Origin of the sequence: Paraburkholderia aspalathi (assembly GCF_900116445.1) — a bacterium.
Lineage (GTDB): Bacteria > Pseudomonadota > Gammaproteobacteria > Burkholderiales > Burkholderiaceae > Paraburkholderia > Paraburkholderia aspalathi.
The window spans coordinates 92,883-110,112 of record NZ_FPBH01000033.1 but is presented as its reverse complement, the minus strand read 5'-3'; the positions used below and the strand labels follow the sequence as shown (position 1 = coordinate 110,112).

Here is a 17,230-nt window from a genome sequence, read left to right as displayed (position 1 = left end):
CATCCTCACCCTTGACCTGAGGAGCGGCAATCGCTGACCATAAAGTGTCAACGATGTCTCCGCACGTCTGTCAACCATGTCCCCGGTCTATACACGGCGGCAAAGAAAAGTAGGTGCCCCCCCGCACAGGGGGAACGCTAATAGACCCCTAACAATTCAAGGAAAGGCCAAAGCCCTAAGAACACTGACAATGCCGCCGCAAAAGGCAAAAACCATTCACTTCCCTTCGGACAACCCACGCTCCAACGCCGCCACCCCAGCCGGCAACTCAACCTTAACCCCAAGATCAACCATAGTCCTCCCAAGCGCATGCAAAGTCCTGAACAGATTATGTTCCCGACACTGCTCACCCATCTGCCCAATCCGCACAATCGGCAAACCAAACGACCCCGAGATTTCCACCTGATGCTGCCGCGAGATATGACCGCAAATATCAGCAGGACTCAATCGCTCCGGCACAACAATGCCAACAACCGAATTCAAACGACAAGGCGCCGGCGCATACAACTGCAAACCCAACGCAGTAATCCCCGCCTGCAGCGCGACCGAACACTTTAAATGCCGCGCAAACCGCTTCTCAAGCGTCTCCGCACACACAAGCCGCAACGCCTCGTGCAAAGCCAGCACGCCCGAAACGGGCGCCGTATAGTGATACCCCGCGTTGTGCCAGAAATTCTCCGCAAGCGAAGCGTCAAGACACCAATGCGCATTCGGCGCCGTGCGCCCCTTCACCCGTGCCCATGCCTCATCCGAAAACGCGATCAGCGAAACACCCGGGATCGACGACAAGCCCTTCTGCCCGCCCGTAATGACCGCATCGATGCCCCACGCATCCATCTCCAGCGGCATGGTGCTCAGCGTACACACCGCATCGACGATGACCAGCGCACCGGCTGCTTTCGCAAGCGCCGCAATCTCCTTCAATTGATGGTTCCACACAGTGTTGGACGTTTCGCCCTGCACGATCGTCACGATCTCGGGACGCTCGCGGCGGATCGCCTCAGCCACCGTTTCGAGGCTCGCTACCGTGCCGTCCTCGACGTCGAGTATCGCGACCTCCGCGCCGACGCGTCGACCCATCTCCGCCATCCGTTCGCTGAAAAAGCCGTTCTTGATGCTCAGCACTTTCGTGCCTTCCCATGCGAGGTTGGAGATCGCCATTTCCATCGCGGCGGAACCCGGACCGGCTACTCCGAGCACCCACTTCGAATTCGTCTGGAACACGTAGCGCGCCATGGTCTTCACCTGGCCGATCACCTTCACCATTGTGCTGCCCAGGTGATTGATCACCACCGTATTGGCCTTGGCCACCGCCGCGGGAATCGGCACGGGGCCGGCGCCCATCATCAGCAACGGCTCTTCGGGAAGAATGGCGTCGAGCGATTCGACAACCGGACAAGGCACAGCGTAGGAAACCGGTGCGGCAGAGGTGGATGAAGTCGGCATGATCGGTACGTGAATGTCAAAGTGCAAGGGACAAGCGGCCCCGCCAGCAATGACACTGGCGGGGCCGCTTGTCCGATCATTCACTGATCCGCGCAATTGCGCAAGTTTTTTGTCCATGCCACACCGCGCTCGAAGCCGAGTTCGAGCGCGGCCAGGCACGAATCAACCGTGAATTAAAGCCTCAATTCACGTTCACTTCACCTTGGACTTATCGAGCTTCTTGCCAGTGGCCGCGTTATACCGCTCGACATACTCCTCGATCAGCTTGCGCATCGCGCGGCCAATCTGCCGATAGTCCGACTCGTTCAGATTAGCCAGCGACACCCGTCCCGACGGATGCTGCGTACCGAAACCGCGTCCCGGCAGCAACACGACGCGCGCTTCGCGCGCGAGGCGGAACAGCAATTCCGAAGGCTCGGTGTTCTTCAGAAGCCACTCGACGAACTCGCGCCCGAACATACGCTCGCCGAGGAACTCGATGTCGAGAATCGTGTAGTAGTCGACCTGGTTCGGATCGTCGTCTTCGAACGAGATGCCGACCTCTTCGTACAGCGCCTGCTTGCGCTTGCGGATCAGGCGCTTCAACGCGTTCTTGTACGCGTCGGGCGTGTCCATCAGCGAAAACAGCGAGAACAGCACCATCTGCACCTGCTGCGGCGTCGACAAACCCGCCGTGTGATTCAGCGCAACAGTGCGGCTGTCAGCGACCAGCCGATCGATGAACTTGAGCTTGTCCGGTTCGGTCGTGATCGATTCATAACGCTCGTGCAACTGCTTCTTCGCGTCCTTCGGCAACTCGGCGATCAGCTTGTCGAGCACGTTGTCGCGATGCGTCGCGATCACGCCGAGACGCCAGCCCGTCGCGCCGAAGTATTTCGAGTACGAGTACACGAGGATGGTGTTCTTCGGCGCGAGCGCGAACAGCGAGACGAAGTCGTCAGCAAAGGTGCCGTACACGTCGTCGGTCAACAGAATCAGATCGGGGCGTTCCTTGACGATGTCCGCGATGTATTGAAGGCTCTCGTCGTCGATCTTCACCGAAGGCGGGTTGCTCGGATTCACGAGGAAGAACGCCTTCACCTTCGGATCGCGCAGCTTGTCGAGTTCCTTTTTCGAATACTGCCAGCCGCTTTCAACCGTGGCTTCGAGATTGACGACGTTCAGCTGATAGTCGTTCAGGCGCGGAATCTCGATGTACGGCGTGAAAATCGGCAAGCCCAGCGCAATCGTGTCACCCGGCTTGATCAGGTGATTCTCGCGCATGGTGTTGAAGATGTACGTCATCGCCGCCGTGCCGCCTTCCACCGCGAACACGTCGAACTCGCCGACGAACGGATGGTTGCCGATCATCTCCTTGCGCAAATACTGCCCGACAATCTGTTCGGATAGCTTGAGCATCCGGTCCGGCACCGGATAGTTCGACGCGAGAATACCCTCGCACATTTCATAGAGGAAGTCGCCCGCGGAGAGCCCGAGCTGATCGCGCACGTACGACACCGCGCCGCGCAGAAAGTCGATGCCAGGCACGCCTTTGTTTTCACGCAGGAACAGATCGAAGCGCTCCGTCAACCCTTCGCGTCGTGGAAAACCGCCAACGCCTTCCGGCATGAACGCAAACGAACGCTCCGACTCGCGCATCGCAAACAGGCCGAGTTGCCAGAAACCATGGCGCGGAATCGTCGCGAGGAAGTTCGGATTGCCGCGGCCGGCGTTGAGCATCGATGCGTTGGCAGCACGCTCCACTGCGCCGCCGCCCGCGGCCTTGATCAGTTCGTCCTTGAGTTCGAACGGGCTGAGCGCCGCAAAACCGGCTTGAGCCATGTCGCCCTGTTTCTTGCCGCTTTTCTCTTTTGCCATGATGCGTTCTCCAATGTGCAAGTGAATGACGCCGGCGTCGCGAGTGACCGTTCAGTTGCCGCCGGCGTAAGAGAGATCGATAAATGGGTACGCTAAACCGGGCTAAACCAGCCCAACCACGAGCGGTCCGAGCAACGTCAATGCGACGTTCGCAATTGCATAGGTGATCGCAAACGGCACGGTCGGCACGGCGCTTTCCGCCTTGTCGAGCACACCACCGAATGCCGGGTTGGCACTGCGTGAACCTGTCAGCGCGCCGGCGAGGATGGCCGCGTTGTTGTAGCGCAGCACGTAACGCCCGAACAGCATCGTCAGTATTAGCGGTAGCACGGTGACAACCACGCCGAGCAGGAAGATCGTCATACCGCTCTGCTTGACGGTCACCACGGCCTGCAAGCCCGAATTCAAACCGACCACCGCGACGAACGCCGCGAGGCCGAAGTCCTTCAGCAACTGCGAAGCCGCAGACGGCATTGCGCCGTACATCGGATGCTTGCCGCGCATCCAGCCGAACAGCAGGCCGGCCAGCAGACAGCCGCCGCCGGAACCGAGCGTGAGCGGAACGCCGCCCACGTCGATGACGATCAGACCGATCAGCAGACCCAGCACGATGCCAACACCCATATAGATGAAGTCGGTCTTGTTGCTGTACGGCAGCTCGTAGCCGGCTGCATCGACGGCGCGCTTGGTGTCTTTGGGCGAACCGTAGAAGGTGATCACGTCGCCGTGCTCGAGCTTGGTTTCGGGCAGGATCGGCAGCGGCTGACCGGCACGCGAGGCGCTCTGGATATAGACGCCGTGGCGCAAGTCGCGATCCACGACTTCGCGTGCAGCGGCGATCGTCGTGTGGTTCATGCCCTTGCGTGTGAACACGCCATCGCGTGTCTGCATCACGACGCCAATGTCGTCGACGCTGGCGATCTCGTTGCCGTTCGCGCCGAATGCGACCACCGCCTCCCGGCGGCCCACCACCAGCACTTCGTCGTTGAGTTGCAAGGTCAGATCGGGCGTCGGCTCGAGGTTCTTACCTTCACGCTTGATCCGCTCGATCGTCAACATGTCCTGATGCAGGGTCTCGACGGCCTTGACCGTTTTCCCGGCGCTGACATCGATCTTGTACGCGCGCCCTACCAGTTCGGGCAACGCACGAATTTGCCCAGCGCCGAGTGAGGACGAGCCCGCAGACAGTTCGCGCTCGGCTTCGATCGAGGCGTCGCGCAGACTCTGCCCCATGAACTTAGGCAGGATGTTCACGCAGACAATGATGGCGCCGAGCGAGCCGAACACGTAGGTCACCGCATAGGCAATCGCCACGTCGGACTGCAGCGACTTGACCTGATCGGCGGGCAGACCGAGACGCGCGATGGCGTCGCCGGCCGTGCCGATGATCGCCGACTGCGTCAACGCGCCGCCCGCGAGTCCGGCTGCGAGACCCTTGTTCAGATGGAACAGCTTCGCGCAGATCACCACGGTGATCAGTGCGGTGACGGCGAGAAAGATCGCCATCGCGATCTCACGCAGTGTCTTGCGGTTCAGCGAGTTGAAGAAGCCCGGCCCGGAGTCGTAGCCGACCGCATAAATGAACACGGCGAACATCACCGATTTCACGCCGTTGTCGATCGTCACGCCCGCCTGACTGATCAGAACTGCAGCGAGCAATGAACCGCCTACGCCGCCTAACTGGAATTTGCCGAAGTTGATTTGCCCGATGAAATAGCCGGCTGCAAGTGACAGAAACAGCGCAATCTCGGGTGATTTCTGAAAAATGTGATGTAGCCAGTCCATCATGCCCTCGCTGGATAGTTTGCGGTACTGAGTACTGGGTGCTGCATGTGCATACGAACCTCACGGCATCCGCATGCGGTCGACTGCGCGCCACGCTGCGCGCAGCCCATCTGCCCCGCCTAGCCGAACTTCCCGGCAAGGCCGACCACGACCGGCCCCATCAACGGCAGCAGAATGTTCGAGAGTGCATAGGTGATCGTGTAGCCGATCACGGGCGTCGAATTGCCGGTTACGCCGACCAGCGCGCTGATCGCCGGCGTGCTGCATTGCTGACCGGCGATGGCGCCGAGCAGCATGGGCGCTTCGAGCTTGAGAAACGCGCGGCCGATCCAGAGCGACAGCAGACCGGGCACGAGCACCATCAGAATGCCGGCGACGGGTAGCGCCAAGCCGTATTCGCGCACCAGCTTGATGGCATCGGGCCCCGCCGAAAGACCGACGGCGGCAATGAAAGTGGCAAGACCGAAGTCCTTAAGAATTTGCGCGGCGGCCGAAGGCAGCGAGCCGACTAACGGATGGCGCGAACGGATCCAGCCGAATAGCAATCCTGAGAGCAGGCAGCCGCCGCCCGTACCAAGCGCGATCGACACACCGCCGATGCGGCCGCCGAGATGGCCAATCGCCATGCCAAGCAACACGCCCAGGCCGAGATAGACGAAGTCGGTTTTCTGGGTTGGGGTGAGCACGTAGCCCAGATTCCGCGCGCCACGCTCGACGTCGGCTTTCGCGCCCACCAGCGTCAGCACATCGCCGCGATTGAGCTCGGTGCCGGGTAGCGCGGGCACCGTGGTTTCAAGCCGCGTGACGGCCGCGATGTAGATGCCGCGCCCGTCCTCCGGTTTTGCCCGTTCACGCAACTGCGCGACCGTCAGACCGTGCGCGTCGCTGCGCGTCAGCACGATGTCGAGCTTCTCCGCAATGATCTGGCCGAAGCCGGCATCCGCCACTTCTTCGCCGAGGCTGGCAGCCGCGGCCACCATCGCTTCGCGCCGCCCGCCCACGAGAATCAGGTCGCCGGTGGCCAAGGTCAGTTGCGGCTCGACCGGCACGTCCGCACCGTTGCGCCGAACCTGCTCGATGGTCAGGTTGAAGCCGTGCTTCTGTTCGAGCGCCTGGATCGTCGCGCCAGCCGCCGTGCCGACCCGGAACGCGCGGCCCACGAGCGCCGGGGCCGCGGCCCGCTGCCCCTCGCCGAAGGCGCCGTCGCCGCCGAGCTTGTGCCACACGCGCTCGGCTTCTTCGCGCAGATTGATGCGCAGCAGCAGGGGCGCAAACTGACTCGTGAACAGGACGATGGTGATCAGGCCGAACAGGTAGCTCACGCTGTACGCGGTCACGATGTTGGCCTGCAGGCGCAGCGTCTCAGCATCGCTGAAGCCGAGCTTGGCAATCGCCTCCGAAGCCGTGCCGATCACGGCCGACTCCGTCGCGGCACCTGCCAGCAATCCGGCTGCCGTACCGGCGTCGAGCCGCATCACGAGGACCGCGATCATGATCAGCACCAGCACCGAGACGATCTCGACCACTGACAGCAAGCCATAGCGCCAGCCCCGGCCAATGTTGGCAAAGAACTGCGGTCCGCCGGTGAAACCCAGCGCAAAGATGAACAGCGCAAAGGCGATGTTCTTCAGATCGGGGGCCAGCCGCGCGCCCGTCTGCCCCAGCAGCAACGCCACGATCAAGGTGCCGCAGACGCCACCCAGCTGAATTGGCCCCACGCGAAACGAACCAATGAAATATCCGATTGCAAGGCTTGCGAACAGCGCGATCTCCGGTTGAGATCTCAGCAATTCACCGATCATGTTGGCTCGCCGATTTACGGTTTATTAGCAGAAAGATGAAAAATTCTTTCTGGAATTTGAAATGAATTCGATCCGAGTCACCCCGACTCAGAAATTACTCATCCAGCATGACCGCATTCCATCGAATGGAAAGTTTATGGCAATGACATGACGCTCTCGGCGCCAAAGAAGGTATGCCGCAATGCAGCGACGATAGCGATAGTGAAATACTTTTCAGCAAGTTCGACAGTCACACTTTCCTCGCGAAGTTTGCCCGACGCCTTGAAAAGGGCATGCTCTGCTGGCGGCCGGTTCTCTCTTGGCATGATTGAACATGCTTTTTTGGGACTGCTTTTTTAATAAATATTGTAGTTCGGCATCGCTGTCAATATGATTTTCAATTGCGACCGTTTTCGCTTCGCAAAAGATGATCTTTAGTAAAGATCGGAATGGATTTCGAACCGTTCATCGTAAGCGGAGGTCATTGCCATTAAGTGCCGATATACTGACTTGCCTGCATGCCGCGTCGTAAATTGGCATTCGCCGCGCCGGCACTCATCCTTCGGAGCCACTCATGCGCATGATCCTGTTCAGCAGCCGCCAATACGACAGCGACACGTTCGGCGAGGCCAACGGTACGCATCGCTATGAACTGCACTTCCAGGAATCGCACCTCGATGTCGAGACCGCGATCCTCGCGCAGGGCTATGAAGTAGTCTGCCCGTTCGTCAACGACAACGTCGACGCTGCCGTACTGGAACGTCTCCACGCCGGCGGCACGCGCATGATCGCGCTGCGCTCAGCGGGCTTCAATCACGTCGACCTGGCCGCGGCCGAACGTCTCGGCATAACGGTTGCGCGGGTGCCGGCCTACTCGCCGCATGCGGTCGCCGAACATGCGGTCGGTCTGATTCTGGCGCTGAACCGGCGCTTGCCGCGCGCGGTCGCGCGCACCCGTGAAGGCGATTTCTCGCTGCATGGGCTGCTCGGCTTCGACCTGCATGGCAAGACCGTGGGGGTGATCGGCACCGGCATGATTGGCCGCGTGTTCGGCCGCATCATGGCGGGCTTCGGCATGCAGGTGCTCGCTCATGACCCCGGCACGCCGGCCGACGATCTACTCGCGCTCGGCGCGCGCTACGTGCCGCTCGACACCCTGCTCGCTGAAAGCGACGTTGTCAGCCTGCATTGTCCGCTGGTGCCGGGCACATACCATCTGATCGACGGACCCGCGCTCGCGAAGATGAAGCGTGGCGCGATGCTGATCAACACGGGGCGCGGCGGACTTGTCGAAAGCAATGCGCTGATCGGCGCGTTGAAAGATGGCCAGCTCGGCCATCTCGGGCTCGACGTGTACGAGGAAGAAGGCGGCCTCTTTTTCGAGGACCACTCGAACCTGCCGTTGCAGGACGACGTGCTGGCGCGTCTCTTGATGTTCCCGAACGTGATCGTCACCGCGCACCAGGCATTCTTCACGCGCGAGGCGATGAACGAGATCGCGCAGACCACGCTCGAGAACGTCGCGGCATGGCAGGCCGGCACGCCGCGCAACGTCGTGCAAGCGCGCGGCTAGCCAGACCTCCGCCCGCTACCCGCTACCCACACCACCGTTGATTGTGCAAGGGAGGGGACTCGAACCCCTACACCGGCCTCGCATCTGCTTTATCGGAGCGGGCTGTCGCCGGCCACCGCGTCCGAGGCGCCATCCACCGTGGTCGGGCGGATTACCGTGCGGGCGTCGTCCGCTGCGCCGCATATCTCGCGCAGCAAGGCCGCCTCGCGTTCGTGCACTTCTACCGGAAACCAGCGCGCGCCCGCATCGGCCAGATAGCGCGCGCGATGCTGTCCGTTGCGAAACGCCACCACGCCCTCGCGCTCAAGACCGAACCAGCCCAGCAGACCCGGCGCGCGACGCGTCGAGATCGTCACATACGGCATCTGCGGAATGCGCGGATTCTCCGGATCGAGAAACTCGCGAATGCCACGCACCTTGCCCGAATGCCATTCGGCGACCGGCTTCAACACGTAATCGGTGTTGTCGCGATCCGCGCATTCCAGCAACTTACGCGCGTCGACCATGACCACCTGATGGCGCGTGCCGTCCGTCACAAAGACGCGTTTCAGGCGCACATGGTCGTACCATGGATGTTCATGTTCATGCAGAGGGACGTTCCAGACCATCTCGGCACTGGCCGGCGCGGTTTCGGGCGATGAATTGGACAAGGGCAAAAGCAGGCTCGATAAGCTGGCAAAAAAACGCCAGCGCGTTAAAAGAGCGCTAACGCTACGAGCCGATTGTGAAAGATGCATGACAACCAACGGTATTAGTCGCACTGCATGAGCGCAGCACATGAACCTCCGGCATGAGCAGCCGGATGCGAACCTTTACGGACACTACGATGATAACCACGCAAAATCTAAATGAACATGTGTGCATCGAAGCCAATGAGGACACCGGCGTCGCCACTATCGTGCTCTCACGGCCGGCGCGGCGCAATGCCGTCGACCGTCCTACTGCCGAAGCGCTCAGTGCCGCCTTCCTCCGCTTCGAAGCGGAGCCGGCATGGCGCGCGGCCGTGCTGTTCGGCGCGGGCGGCACCTTCTGCGCCGGCGCGGATCTCACCGCGCTCGCGGACGAGGCCCGCCGCAATGAACTGCACGCCGACGGAAGCGGTCCCGGTCCAATGGGACCGACGCGGATGAGCTTCAGCAAGCCGGTGATTGCCGCGATTGCCGGCTATGCAGTCGCGGGTGGTCTTGAACTGGCAGCGATGTGCGATCTGCGCGTGGTCGAAGAAGACGCTGTGCTCGGCGTGTTCTGTCGACGTGTCGGAATTCCGCTAATCGATGGCGGCACGATCCGCTTGCCGCGTCTCATCGGACTGTCGCGAGCACTCGACCTGATCCTGACCGGCCGCGCGGTGAATGCGCAGGAAGCGCTCAGCATCGGTCTCGCCAACCGCGTCGTGCAGAAGGGCGAGGCACGCGCCGCGGCAGAACAGTTGGCCGCTGAACTCGCGGCCTTTCCGCAAGCGGCGCTGCTGGCGGACCGCCGCTCCGCATTGGAAAACAGCACGCTCGAGGATCTCGCTCTCGCCCTGCAACGCGAAGGCGCCGGCGGCTATCAGGCAGTATTCGACGAAGGCGTTACAGGGGCCGCGCGTTTTGCCAAAGGCGCAGGCCGTCACGGCAACACTTTCAAGTCAGACGAAAGCACGCCATAAAACAGCACCATTCCACGGCGATGTGCAGTCGCGTGCATGGCCAATGCACGCTCCAAGGCGCGCTTTCAGCAAAAAACAACAGCCTGCTTGACGCTCAGCAAGCGTGTTTTGACTTAGGTAGAATCCCCTACTGTTTTCCCCTCGCATGGCGCATGCGTTCTCGCCCCGAAAAATGCGCGCCTGCCGCACGACGCTTCCCGTCGTGCTGATTCACGCTCCGTCACCATGCCTTTGCCCCTGCTCGCCCTTGCCGTTGCCGCTTTTGGAATCGGTACCACCGAATTCGTGATCATGGGGCTGCTGCCCGATGTCGCACGCGATCTGTCTGTGTCGATCCCGGCAGCCGGCATGCTGGTGTCGGCTTATGCGCTCGGCGTCACCATCGGCGCGCCGATCGTTGCGATCGCCGTGGCCAACATGCCGCGCAAGAAGGCGTTGATGAGCCTGATCGGCGTCTTCATCGTCGGTAATCTGCTGTGCGCGGTCGCGCCGGGCTACGCGGTGCTGATGGCCGCGCGCATCGTCACGGCGTTTTGCCATGGCGCGTTCTTCGGCATCGGTTCAGTGGTCGCGGCCGGTCTGGTTGCGCCAAATCGTCGCGCGCAGGCCATCGCACTGATGTTCACCGGCTTGACGCTCGCCAACGTGCTTGGCGTGCCGCTCGGCACCGCGCTCGGCCAGGCGGTGGGCTGGCGCGCGACCTTCTGGGCCGTGACCGGCATCGGCATTCTCGCTGCGGGCGCGCTCGCCGTGTGCCTGCCGGCGAAGATCGAGATGCAGAAGGCGAGCCTGATCCATGAATTCAACGTGCTGAAGAACCCGCAAGTGCTGATGGTGCTCGGCATCAGCGTGCTCGCGTCGGCCAGCCTGTTTTCCACCTTCACCTACATCACGCCGATTCTCGAAGACGTGACCGGCTTCACGCCGCACGCGGTCACCTTCGTGTTGCTGCTATTCGGCCTCGGCTTGACGGTGGGCAGCACGCTCGGCGGCAAGCTCGCGGACTGGCGGCTGATGCCCTCGCTGGTCGCATTTCTGCTGGCGATCGTCGTCATCCTGACTATCTTCGCCGGCACGATGCACGCCGAGATTCCGGCCATGATCACGATCTTCGTGTGGGGCATTCTGGCCTTCGCGATCGTGCCGCCGCTGCAAATGCTGATCGTCGACCGCGCGAGCCATGCGCCGAATCTGGCGTCGACGCTGAATCAAGGCGCGTTCAACCTCGGCAATGCAACGGGAGCGTGGCTCGGTGGCATGACGATCGGCGCAGGCGCGCCGCTTACCACGTTGCCGTGGGTCGGCGTGGCGACCTCGATCGGTGCGCTGGCGCTGACGCTGTGGTCGGTATCGATCGACCGGCGCGCGCAACGGATGGCCGTGGCCGGATAACCGAGGCACGCGCGCGCAGACTGCGCGGACGGCTTCAGCCAGGACAGGTTTCGTATCGCCGCCGCCGGCGAGCGGCGGGCATCACCTCGATAGCAAGCGAACGCGGCCCTCGACCGCGTTCATGCAATCCGCACCCAGGTGCGAATGACTCGTGGCCGTAGTAGCATCTGGCCCGATGAAAGTCATCTTCACTCGCGATTTCCTCGCATTGATCCTTAGTGTTGCCGTCGTCGGACTCGGCAGCGGCGCCACACTTCCCCTCACAGCCCTCGCGCTGACGCAAGCCGGCTATGGCACCGACGTGGTCGGTCTACTCACCGCCGCGCAAGCGGGCGGCGGCCTGCTCGTCGTGCCGGTGGCCGCCTGGATCGCGGCGCGCTGCGGCGGCCGCCAGGTGATCGTCGGCGCGGTGCTGACGGTTGGGGCCGCCACCGCGCTGATGCAATTCACCTCGAACCTGTGGCTATGGGCCGCGTTGCGCGTACTCTGCGGCGCGGCGCTGATGCTGCTCTTCACGATCAGCGAAGCATGGGTCAACCAGCTCGCCGACGACGCCACCCGCGGCCGGGTCATCGCGATCTATGCGACCAACTTCACGCTATTCCAGATGTCGGGTCCGGTGCTGGTGAGCCAGATCGCCGACTTCACGCACGGGCGCTTCCTGATTTGCGGCGCGATCTTCCTGCTGGCTTTGCCCGCGCTAGCCAGCATCCGCAAGACGCCGCAGGCGTCGAAGGATGAACACGCCGCGCACGGCAGTTGGCGCCATGTGTTGCCGCAGATGCCGGCGCTCGTGATCGGCACGGGGTTTTTCGCGTTGTTCGATACGATCGCGCTGTCGCTGCTGCCGCTCTTCGCGATGTCGCACGGCATCACGAGCGAAGTGGCCGTGCTGTTCGCGTCGGCGCTGCTGCTCGGCGACACGACAATGCAATTTCCGATCGGCTGGCTCGCCGACCGGCTCGGCCGCGAACGCGTGCATATCGGCTGCGGCGTGATCGTCGTTGTGTTGCTGCCGTTGCTGCCCTGGGCGATCCATTCGCCGTGGCTGTGCTGGCCCTTGCTCTATGTGCTCGGCGCGACGGCTGGGGCGATCTATACGCTGTCGCTGGTCGCGTGCGGCGAGCGGTTCCGTGGTGTCGCGCTGGTGTCGGCAAGTTCGGTGGTGGGGGCGTCGTGGAGCGCAGCCAGTTTCGGTGGGCCGCTGGTGGCCGGCGCGTTGATGAAGGGGGTTGGTAACGACGCGATGGTCGGTGTGCTGCTGGTTGCTGCGCTTGCGTTTCTTGCTGCGGTTTGGTGGGAAAAGCGGCGTGCGCCAGCGCGGGCGATTGGCTGAGGGTGTTGTTGCGGTGTTGTTGAGTTGAACCGTCGAACCATGCTCGCCTGCGGATACAAAACGGGGAAGTCACAATGGCTTCCCCGTTTTGCATAGCGCTTCCTTCTGCGTGATTTCCGCGCTACCTCTGCTCTACTTCCGCGCCGGCAGAATCTCGCCAGCACACGTGCCGAAGCCCACACGATACCCATCGCCCTGGCACCATCCGGCGAGCGTCAGTTCGTCGCCGTCTTCGATAAACCCTCGTGTGCCGCCTTCCTTCAACTCCAACGGATTCTTGCCGTTCCAGGTGGACTCGAGGAGGCTGCCGCATGAGTCGGCGGTCGGGCCGCTGATCGTGCCCGAACCCATCAGATCGCCGATCCGCGTGTTGCAGCCCGATACCGTGTGATGCGCGAGCTGTTGCGCCATCGTCCAGTACATGTGCTTGAAGTTGGTCCGCGAGATCGTGGTGGGCTGCTTTGCCGTCTGCGGCCGCAGTGTCACTTCCAGCGAGATGTCGAACGCGTGCTTGCCCTCGTGGCGCAAGTACGCCAGCGGCTGCGGTTCCTGCACCGGCTGCTCGACACGGAAGGGTTCGAGTGCGTCGAGCGTCACGATCCACGGCGAGATCGTGGTTGCGAATGTCTTCGCGTTGAACGGGCCAAGCGGCACGTATTCCCATTGCTGAATGTCGCGCGCGCTCCAGTCGTTCAGCAACACCATGCCGAAGATGTGCGCTTCGGCATCGGCACAGGCGATCGGCTCGCCCAGCACGTTACCGCTGCCGATCACGAAACCCGTCTCCAATTCGATATCCAGCTTGCGGCATGCGCTGAATACCGGACGTTCCTGGTCCGGCAGTTTTAACTGGCCGTTGGGACGCCGCACGGGCGTGCCGCTCACGACCACCGATGACGCGCGTCCGTTGTAGCCGATCGGCATTTCGGACCAGTTCGGCAACAGCGCATTCTTCGGGTCGCGGAACATCGAGCCGACATTCGTCGCGTGCTCTTTCGACGAATAGAAATCCGTGTAACCCGGAATCTGCACTGGCAGATGCAGTTGCGCATCGGACTGACGCACCAGTGCTTTCGCACGCAAGGCGGAGTCGTCGCGCAAAGTCGCGTTGTCACGCGCCAGCAGATCGCTCAACTGGATGCGCACACTGCGCCATGCATCGCGGCCAAGCGAGATGAAATCGTTGAGTGTGTCCTGCTCGAACGCCCGGTCTTTCGTTGCAATGAATTGATCGGCAGAGGCGAGCGGAAGCTTGAGCAAGCCGGCGGACTTGAGAACGCTCAGATCGACGATCTCATCGCCAATCGCGACTCCCACGCGGCGCGCGTCGTTGTTCTTATCGCTGAAAATACCGAACGGCAGATTCTGGATCGAAAAATCGTTAGTCGAATCGTTTGCCGACTCGACCCAGCTCTTACGCGACGGATCGAGCGTCGCCTGAAGATCGCTCAATGCGTTCATCGTTGCTCCGGGTTGAAGTGTTTCTTGAGACCTTGCCAGCACTCGTAGTAATGCGCCTGCAGTTGCGCGGTTTCGAGCGCGAAACGGGTCGGCTTGATCAGCGTGCGCGTTTCGAACATGAAGGCCATCGTGTCGCCGACTTTCTTCGGCGTGGACGTGTCACCATGCGACGCTTTCTCGAAGGTGTCCGCGTCCGGACCATGACCCGACATGCAGTTATGCAGACTCGCGCCGCCCGGCACGAAGCCCTCCGCCTTCGCGTCGTACACGCCATGCACGAGGCCCATGAATTCGCTCGCGACGTTGCGATGGAACCAGGGCGGCCGGAACGTATCTTCGGCCGCGAGCCAGCGCGGCGGGAAGATCACGAAGTCGATCGTGTCGACGCCCGGCGTATCGCTCTGCGATTGCAGCACGAGGAAGATCGACGGGTCCGGATGGTCGAAGCTGATCGAGCCGATCGTGTTGAAGCGGCGCAGATCGTATTTGTACGGCGCGTAGTTGCCGTGCCACGCCACCACGTCGAGCGGCGAATGACCGATATCCGCGCGCCACAGGTTGCCGTTCATCTTGGCGACGAGTTCGAAGTCGCCTTCGCGGTCTTCGTAAGCAGCATGCGGCGTGAGGAAATCGCGCGGATTGGCTAGGCCGTTCGAGCCGATCGGGCCGAGGTCCGGCAAACGCAGCAACGCGCCGAAGTTCTCGCAGATATAACCACGCGCGGTACCGTCCGGCAGGCTCACCGCAAAGCGCACGCCGCGCGGAATCACCACGATTTCGAATGGCTCGACATCGAGTCGGCCCATTTCGGTAGCGATGTGCAGGCGGCCTTCCTGCGGCACGATCAGCAATTCGCCGTCGGCGTTGTAGAAGAAACGATCCTTCATCGAGCGGTTCGCTGCATACAGGTGGATCGCGCAGCCGTTCATCGCTTCGGCTGCGCCGTTGCCCGCCATCGTTATCCAGCCATCGACGAAATCGGTCGGCTCGGTGGGCATCGGCAATGCGTCCCAGCGCAACTGGTTAGGCGGCGTTGGCGGCACCTCGGCGAAGTTGGCGACGAGCCGGTCCGAGGACAGCAGCGTGAACAACTGGTGAACCGCTGCCGGACGAATCCGGTACAGCCATGAACGGCGGTTATGTCCGCGCGGCGCGGTGAACGCGGTGCCCGACAGTTGCTCGGCGTACAGGCCATAGGCCGCGCGTTGCGGCGAGTTGCGGCCTTCGGGCAGCGCGCCCGGCAAAGCCTCCGTAGCGAATTCGTTCGCGAATCCCGACTGATAGCCCGGCTCGATTTCGAGTCGCGAGCTGGCGGTATTCGGCGTGCGGGTTGAGGTATCCATACAAGGTTCTCCGTTGATACTTGATCTGTCGACGTGCGCTGTCTGTCTCAGGCCGTCTGGGGCTCTGACGGGCTGCCGCGTTGCCGCGTGGCAGCGGCCAGCGCGATCACCAGCAACGCGGAGCACAGCACCGGTACCGCAGCCGCATGAAACAACGATTCATTCGACCAGTTCAGCGCGATCAGTTGTCCACCGACCAGCGGCCCGATCACCGAGCCAATGCGGCCGATGCCGAGGCTCCAGCCGATCCCTGTGGAACGCAACGTGGTCGGATAAAAATGACCGGCCAGCGCGTTGACCGCCGGCTGTCCGCCGACCACGCAGAAGCCGCCCGCGAATACGACAAGCAACAGCCACGGCAGCGCATGCGCGACCGTTCCGATGGTGCCGACCGCCAGCGCCGCGCCCGCGAAACACACGAACAGCACACGCACAAAACCAAAGCGCTCAATGAACCAGCCGAGCAACAAGGTGCCCACCACGCCGCCCGTCTGCAATACCGTGCCGACGATCACCGCCGTGCTCGGCGAGTAACCGGCATCGCGCATCACGGTGGGCAGCCAGTTCGACAGGAAGTAAAGATCGATCAGGTTCATGAAGCTGATCGCCCACAAAATCAGCGTGACCGGGCCACGACCCGCGCGGAACAGTTCGGCGACGGGCGCGCCGCCGTTGCCCTTTTCACGCACAACGATACGTGTATTCGCGTCAATCGGTAGCGCCGGATTGAACTTCGCGAGCCAGCGCAACGCGCGATCGCTGCGCCCTTTGAGGACCAGAAACTGCAGCGACTCCGGCAATGCGGCCAGCATCGCGAACGCGAGCAGCAAAGGCACGGCGCCGCCCACCCAGAACACCGCGCGCCAGCCGTACGCTGGGATCAGCCCGGCGCTGATGAAACCACCCAAAGCCGCGCCCAGCGTGAAGCCGCACGACACCAGCATCATGCGCTTGACGCGATGCGCGGGGGTCGAGAATTCGCCGACCAGCGCCATCGCATTCGGCATGATGCAGCCGAGTCCGAGGCCCGTGATGAAGCGCAGCGTGATCAATGCGGGGATCGTCTCAACGAAGGGCGTGGCCAGCATCGATAGCGCGAAGAAAAACGTCGCGCCAATCAATACCGGGCGCCGGCCAATGCGGTCAGCCAGCACCGACAAGCCCAACGCACCCAGCAACATGCCGAACAGACTGGCGCTGAACACGGGCCCGAGCGCCGCCTTCGAGACATGCCATTCACCGATCACGCTCGGCGCGACGTAGCCCATCGCTTGCGCGTCGAAGCCGTCGATCACGAGGCATAGCCCGCATAGCGCGAGCAGCATCAACTGGAATGCCGGGTGATGCGTTTCGCCGAGCACGCGCTCGACTTCGATCACATTGGCGGCGGCCACGGCCGGTTTGGCGCTCATTGGGTCGTCTCCTCGTCCTGACTGGATTGTTTGGGTTTGGTCGCGGCGCGCGCCCGGTCGGTCCGCGGTCAGGGACCACGCCCTTTCCCGCAAAGGAGACACAAACACGCCCGCCATCGCAGCCGCGCTGCAATTTACGTATAGTAAAACGAATTACGTATAGTGAAATTAACGTATACCCTGGAAACTCGCC

General features: G+C 62.2%; 13 protein-coding genes. 4 read left to right on the top strand and 9 right to left on the bottom strand.

From position 1 onward, the window contains the following. Positions 1-216 precede the first annotated feature (216 nt). The 5 genes from BM438_RS36360 to BM438_RS45740 all read right to left on the bottom strand — a co-directional run bounded on the left by BM438_RS36360 (position 217) and on the right by BM438_RS45740 (position 7,195). Positions 217-1,446, bottom strand: a complete 1,230-nt coding sequence (locus BM438_RS36360) for a pyridoxal-phosphate-dependent aminotransferase family protein (RefSeq protein ID WP_093644741.1) — start codon at positions 1,444-1,446, stop codon at positions 217-219. A 192-nt stretch (positions 1,447-1,638) separates the two neighbouring features. Then, positions 1,639-3,303: a bifunctional aspartate transaminase/aspartate 4-decarboxylase gene (locus tag BM438_RS36355; protein ID WP_093644719.1), complete on the bottom strand. Its 1,665-nt coding sequence runs from the start codon at positions 3,301-3,303 to the stop codon at positions 1,639-1,641. Positions 3,304-3,405: 102 nt separating this feature from the next. Then, positions 3,406-5,088, bottom strand: a complete 1,683-nt coding sequence (gene aspT / locus BM438_RS36350) for an aspartate-alanine antiporter (RefSeq protein ID WP_093644717.1) — start codon at positions 5,086-5,088, stop codon at positions 3,406-3,408. 119 nt (positions 5,089-5,207) lie between these two features. Next, positions 5,208-6,890, bottom strand: a complete 1,683-nt coding sequence (aspT, locus tag BM438_RS36345) for an aspartate-alanine antiporter (RefSeq protein WP_093644715.1) — start codon at positions 6,888-6,890, stop codon at positions 5,208-5,210. A gap of 134 nt (positions 6,891-7,024) precedes the next feature. After that, a complete protein-coding gene (locus tag BM438_RS45740) occupies positions 7,025-7,195 on the bottom strand; it encodes a hypothetical protein (RefSeq protein WP_167378514.1) in 171 nt (56 codons plus the stop codon). 248 nt (positions 7,196-7,443) lie between these two features. Here BM438_RS45740 and BM438_RS36340 point away from each other — a divergent pair, with 248 nt between their 5' ends. Next, positions 7,444-8,442, top strand: a complete 999-nt coding sequence (locus BM438_RS36340) for a 2-hydroxyacid dehydrogenase (RefSeq protein ID WP_093644713.1) — start codon at positions 7,444-7,446, stop codon at positions 8,440-8,442. Between the two features lie 89 nt (positions 8,443-8,531). Here the strand turns inward: BM438_RS36340 and BM438_RS36335 are convergent, their stop codons facing one another. Further along, complete coding sequence (locus BM438_RS36335; protein ID WP_093644711.1) at positions 8,532-9,179, bottom strand: plasmid fertility inhibition factor family protein; 648 nt, start codon at positions 9,177-9,179, stop codon at positions 8,532-8,534. Between the two features lie 89 nt (positions 9,180-9,268). On the opposite strand from BM438_RS36335, the gene BM438_RS36330 reads away from it, so the two are divergent. The 3 genes from BM438_RS36330 to BM438_RS36320 all read left to right on the top strand — a co-directional run bounded on the left by BM438_RS36330 (position 9,269) and on the right by BM438_RS36320 (position 12,821). Further along, positions 9,269-10,093 (top strand): crotonase/enoyl-CoA hydratase family protein, encoded by an 825-nt coding sequence (locus BM438_RS36330; RefSeq protein ID WP_093644709.1) that lies wholly within the window; start codon positions 9,269-9,271, stop codon positions 10,091-10,093. Between the two features lie 225 nt (positions 10,094-10,318). Then, on the top strand, positions 10,319-11,485 hold the full coding sequence (locus BM438_RS36325) for an MFS transporter (protein ID WP_093644707.1): 1,167 nt from the start codon (positions 10,319-10,321) through the stop codon (positions 11,483-11,485). 175 nt (positions 11,486-11,660) lie between these two features. Beyond that, positions 11,661-12,821 carry an MFS transporter gene (locus tag BM438_RS36320; protein WP_093644705.1) on the top strand — a complete coding sequence of 387 codons (1,161 nt, stop codon included), beginning with the start codon at positions 11,661-11,663 and terminating at the stop codon, positions 12,819-12,821. Positions 12,822-12,953: 132 nt separating this feature from the next. Here BM438_RS36320 and fahA read toward each other — a convergent pair whose 3' ends face one another. The 3 genes from fahA to BM438_RS36305 are packed head-to-tail and all read right to left on the bottom strand — an operon-like array spanning position 12,954 to position 17,037. Further along, positions 12,954-14,282 carry a fumarylacetoacetase gene (gene fahA / locus BM438_RS36315; RefSeq protein ID WP_093644703.1) on the bottom strand — a complete coding sequence of 443 codons (1,329 nt, stop codon included), beginning with the start codon at positions 14,280-14,282 and terminating at the stop codon, positions 12,954-12,956. Continuing rightward, on the bottom strand, positions 14,279-15,625 hold the full coding sequence (gene hmgA, locus BM438_RS36310) for a homogentisate 1,2-dioxygenase (protein ID WP_093644701.1): 1,347 nt from the start codon (positions 15,623-15,625) through the stop codon (positions 14,279-14,281). The genes fahA and hmgA overlap by 4 nt, the downstream gene beginning before the upstream one ends. Before the next feature lie 47 nt (positions 15,626-15,672). Further along, positions 15,673-17,037: an MFS transporter gene (locus BM438_RS36305; RefSeq protein ID WP_093644699.1), complete on the bottom strand. Its 1,365-nt coding sequence runs from the start codon at positions 17,035-17,037 to the stop codon at positions 15,673-15,675. Between the last annotated feature and the right edge of the window lie 193 nt (positions 17,038-17,230).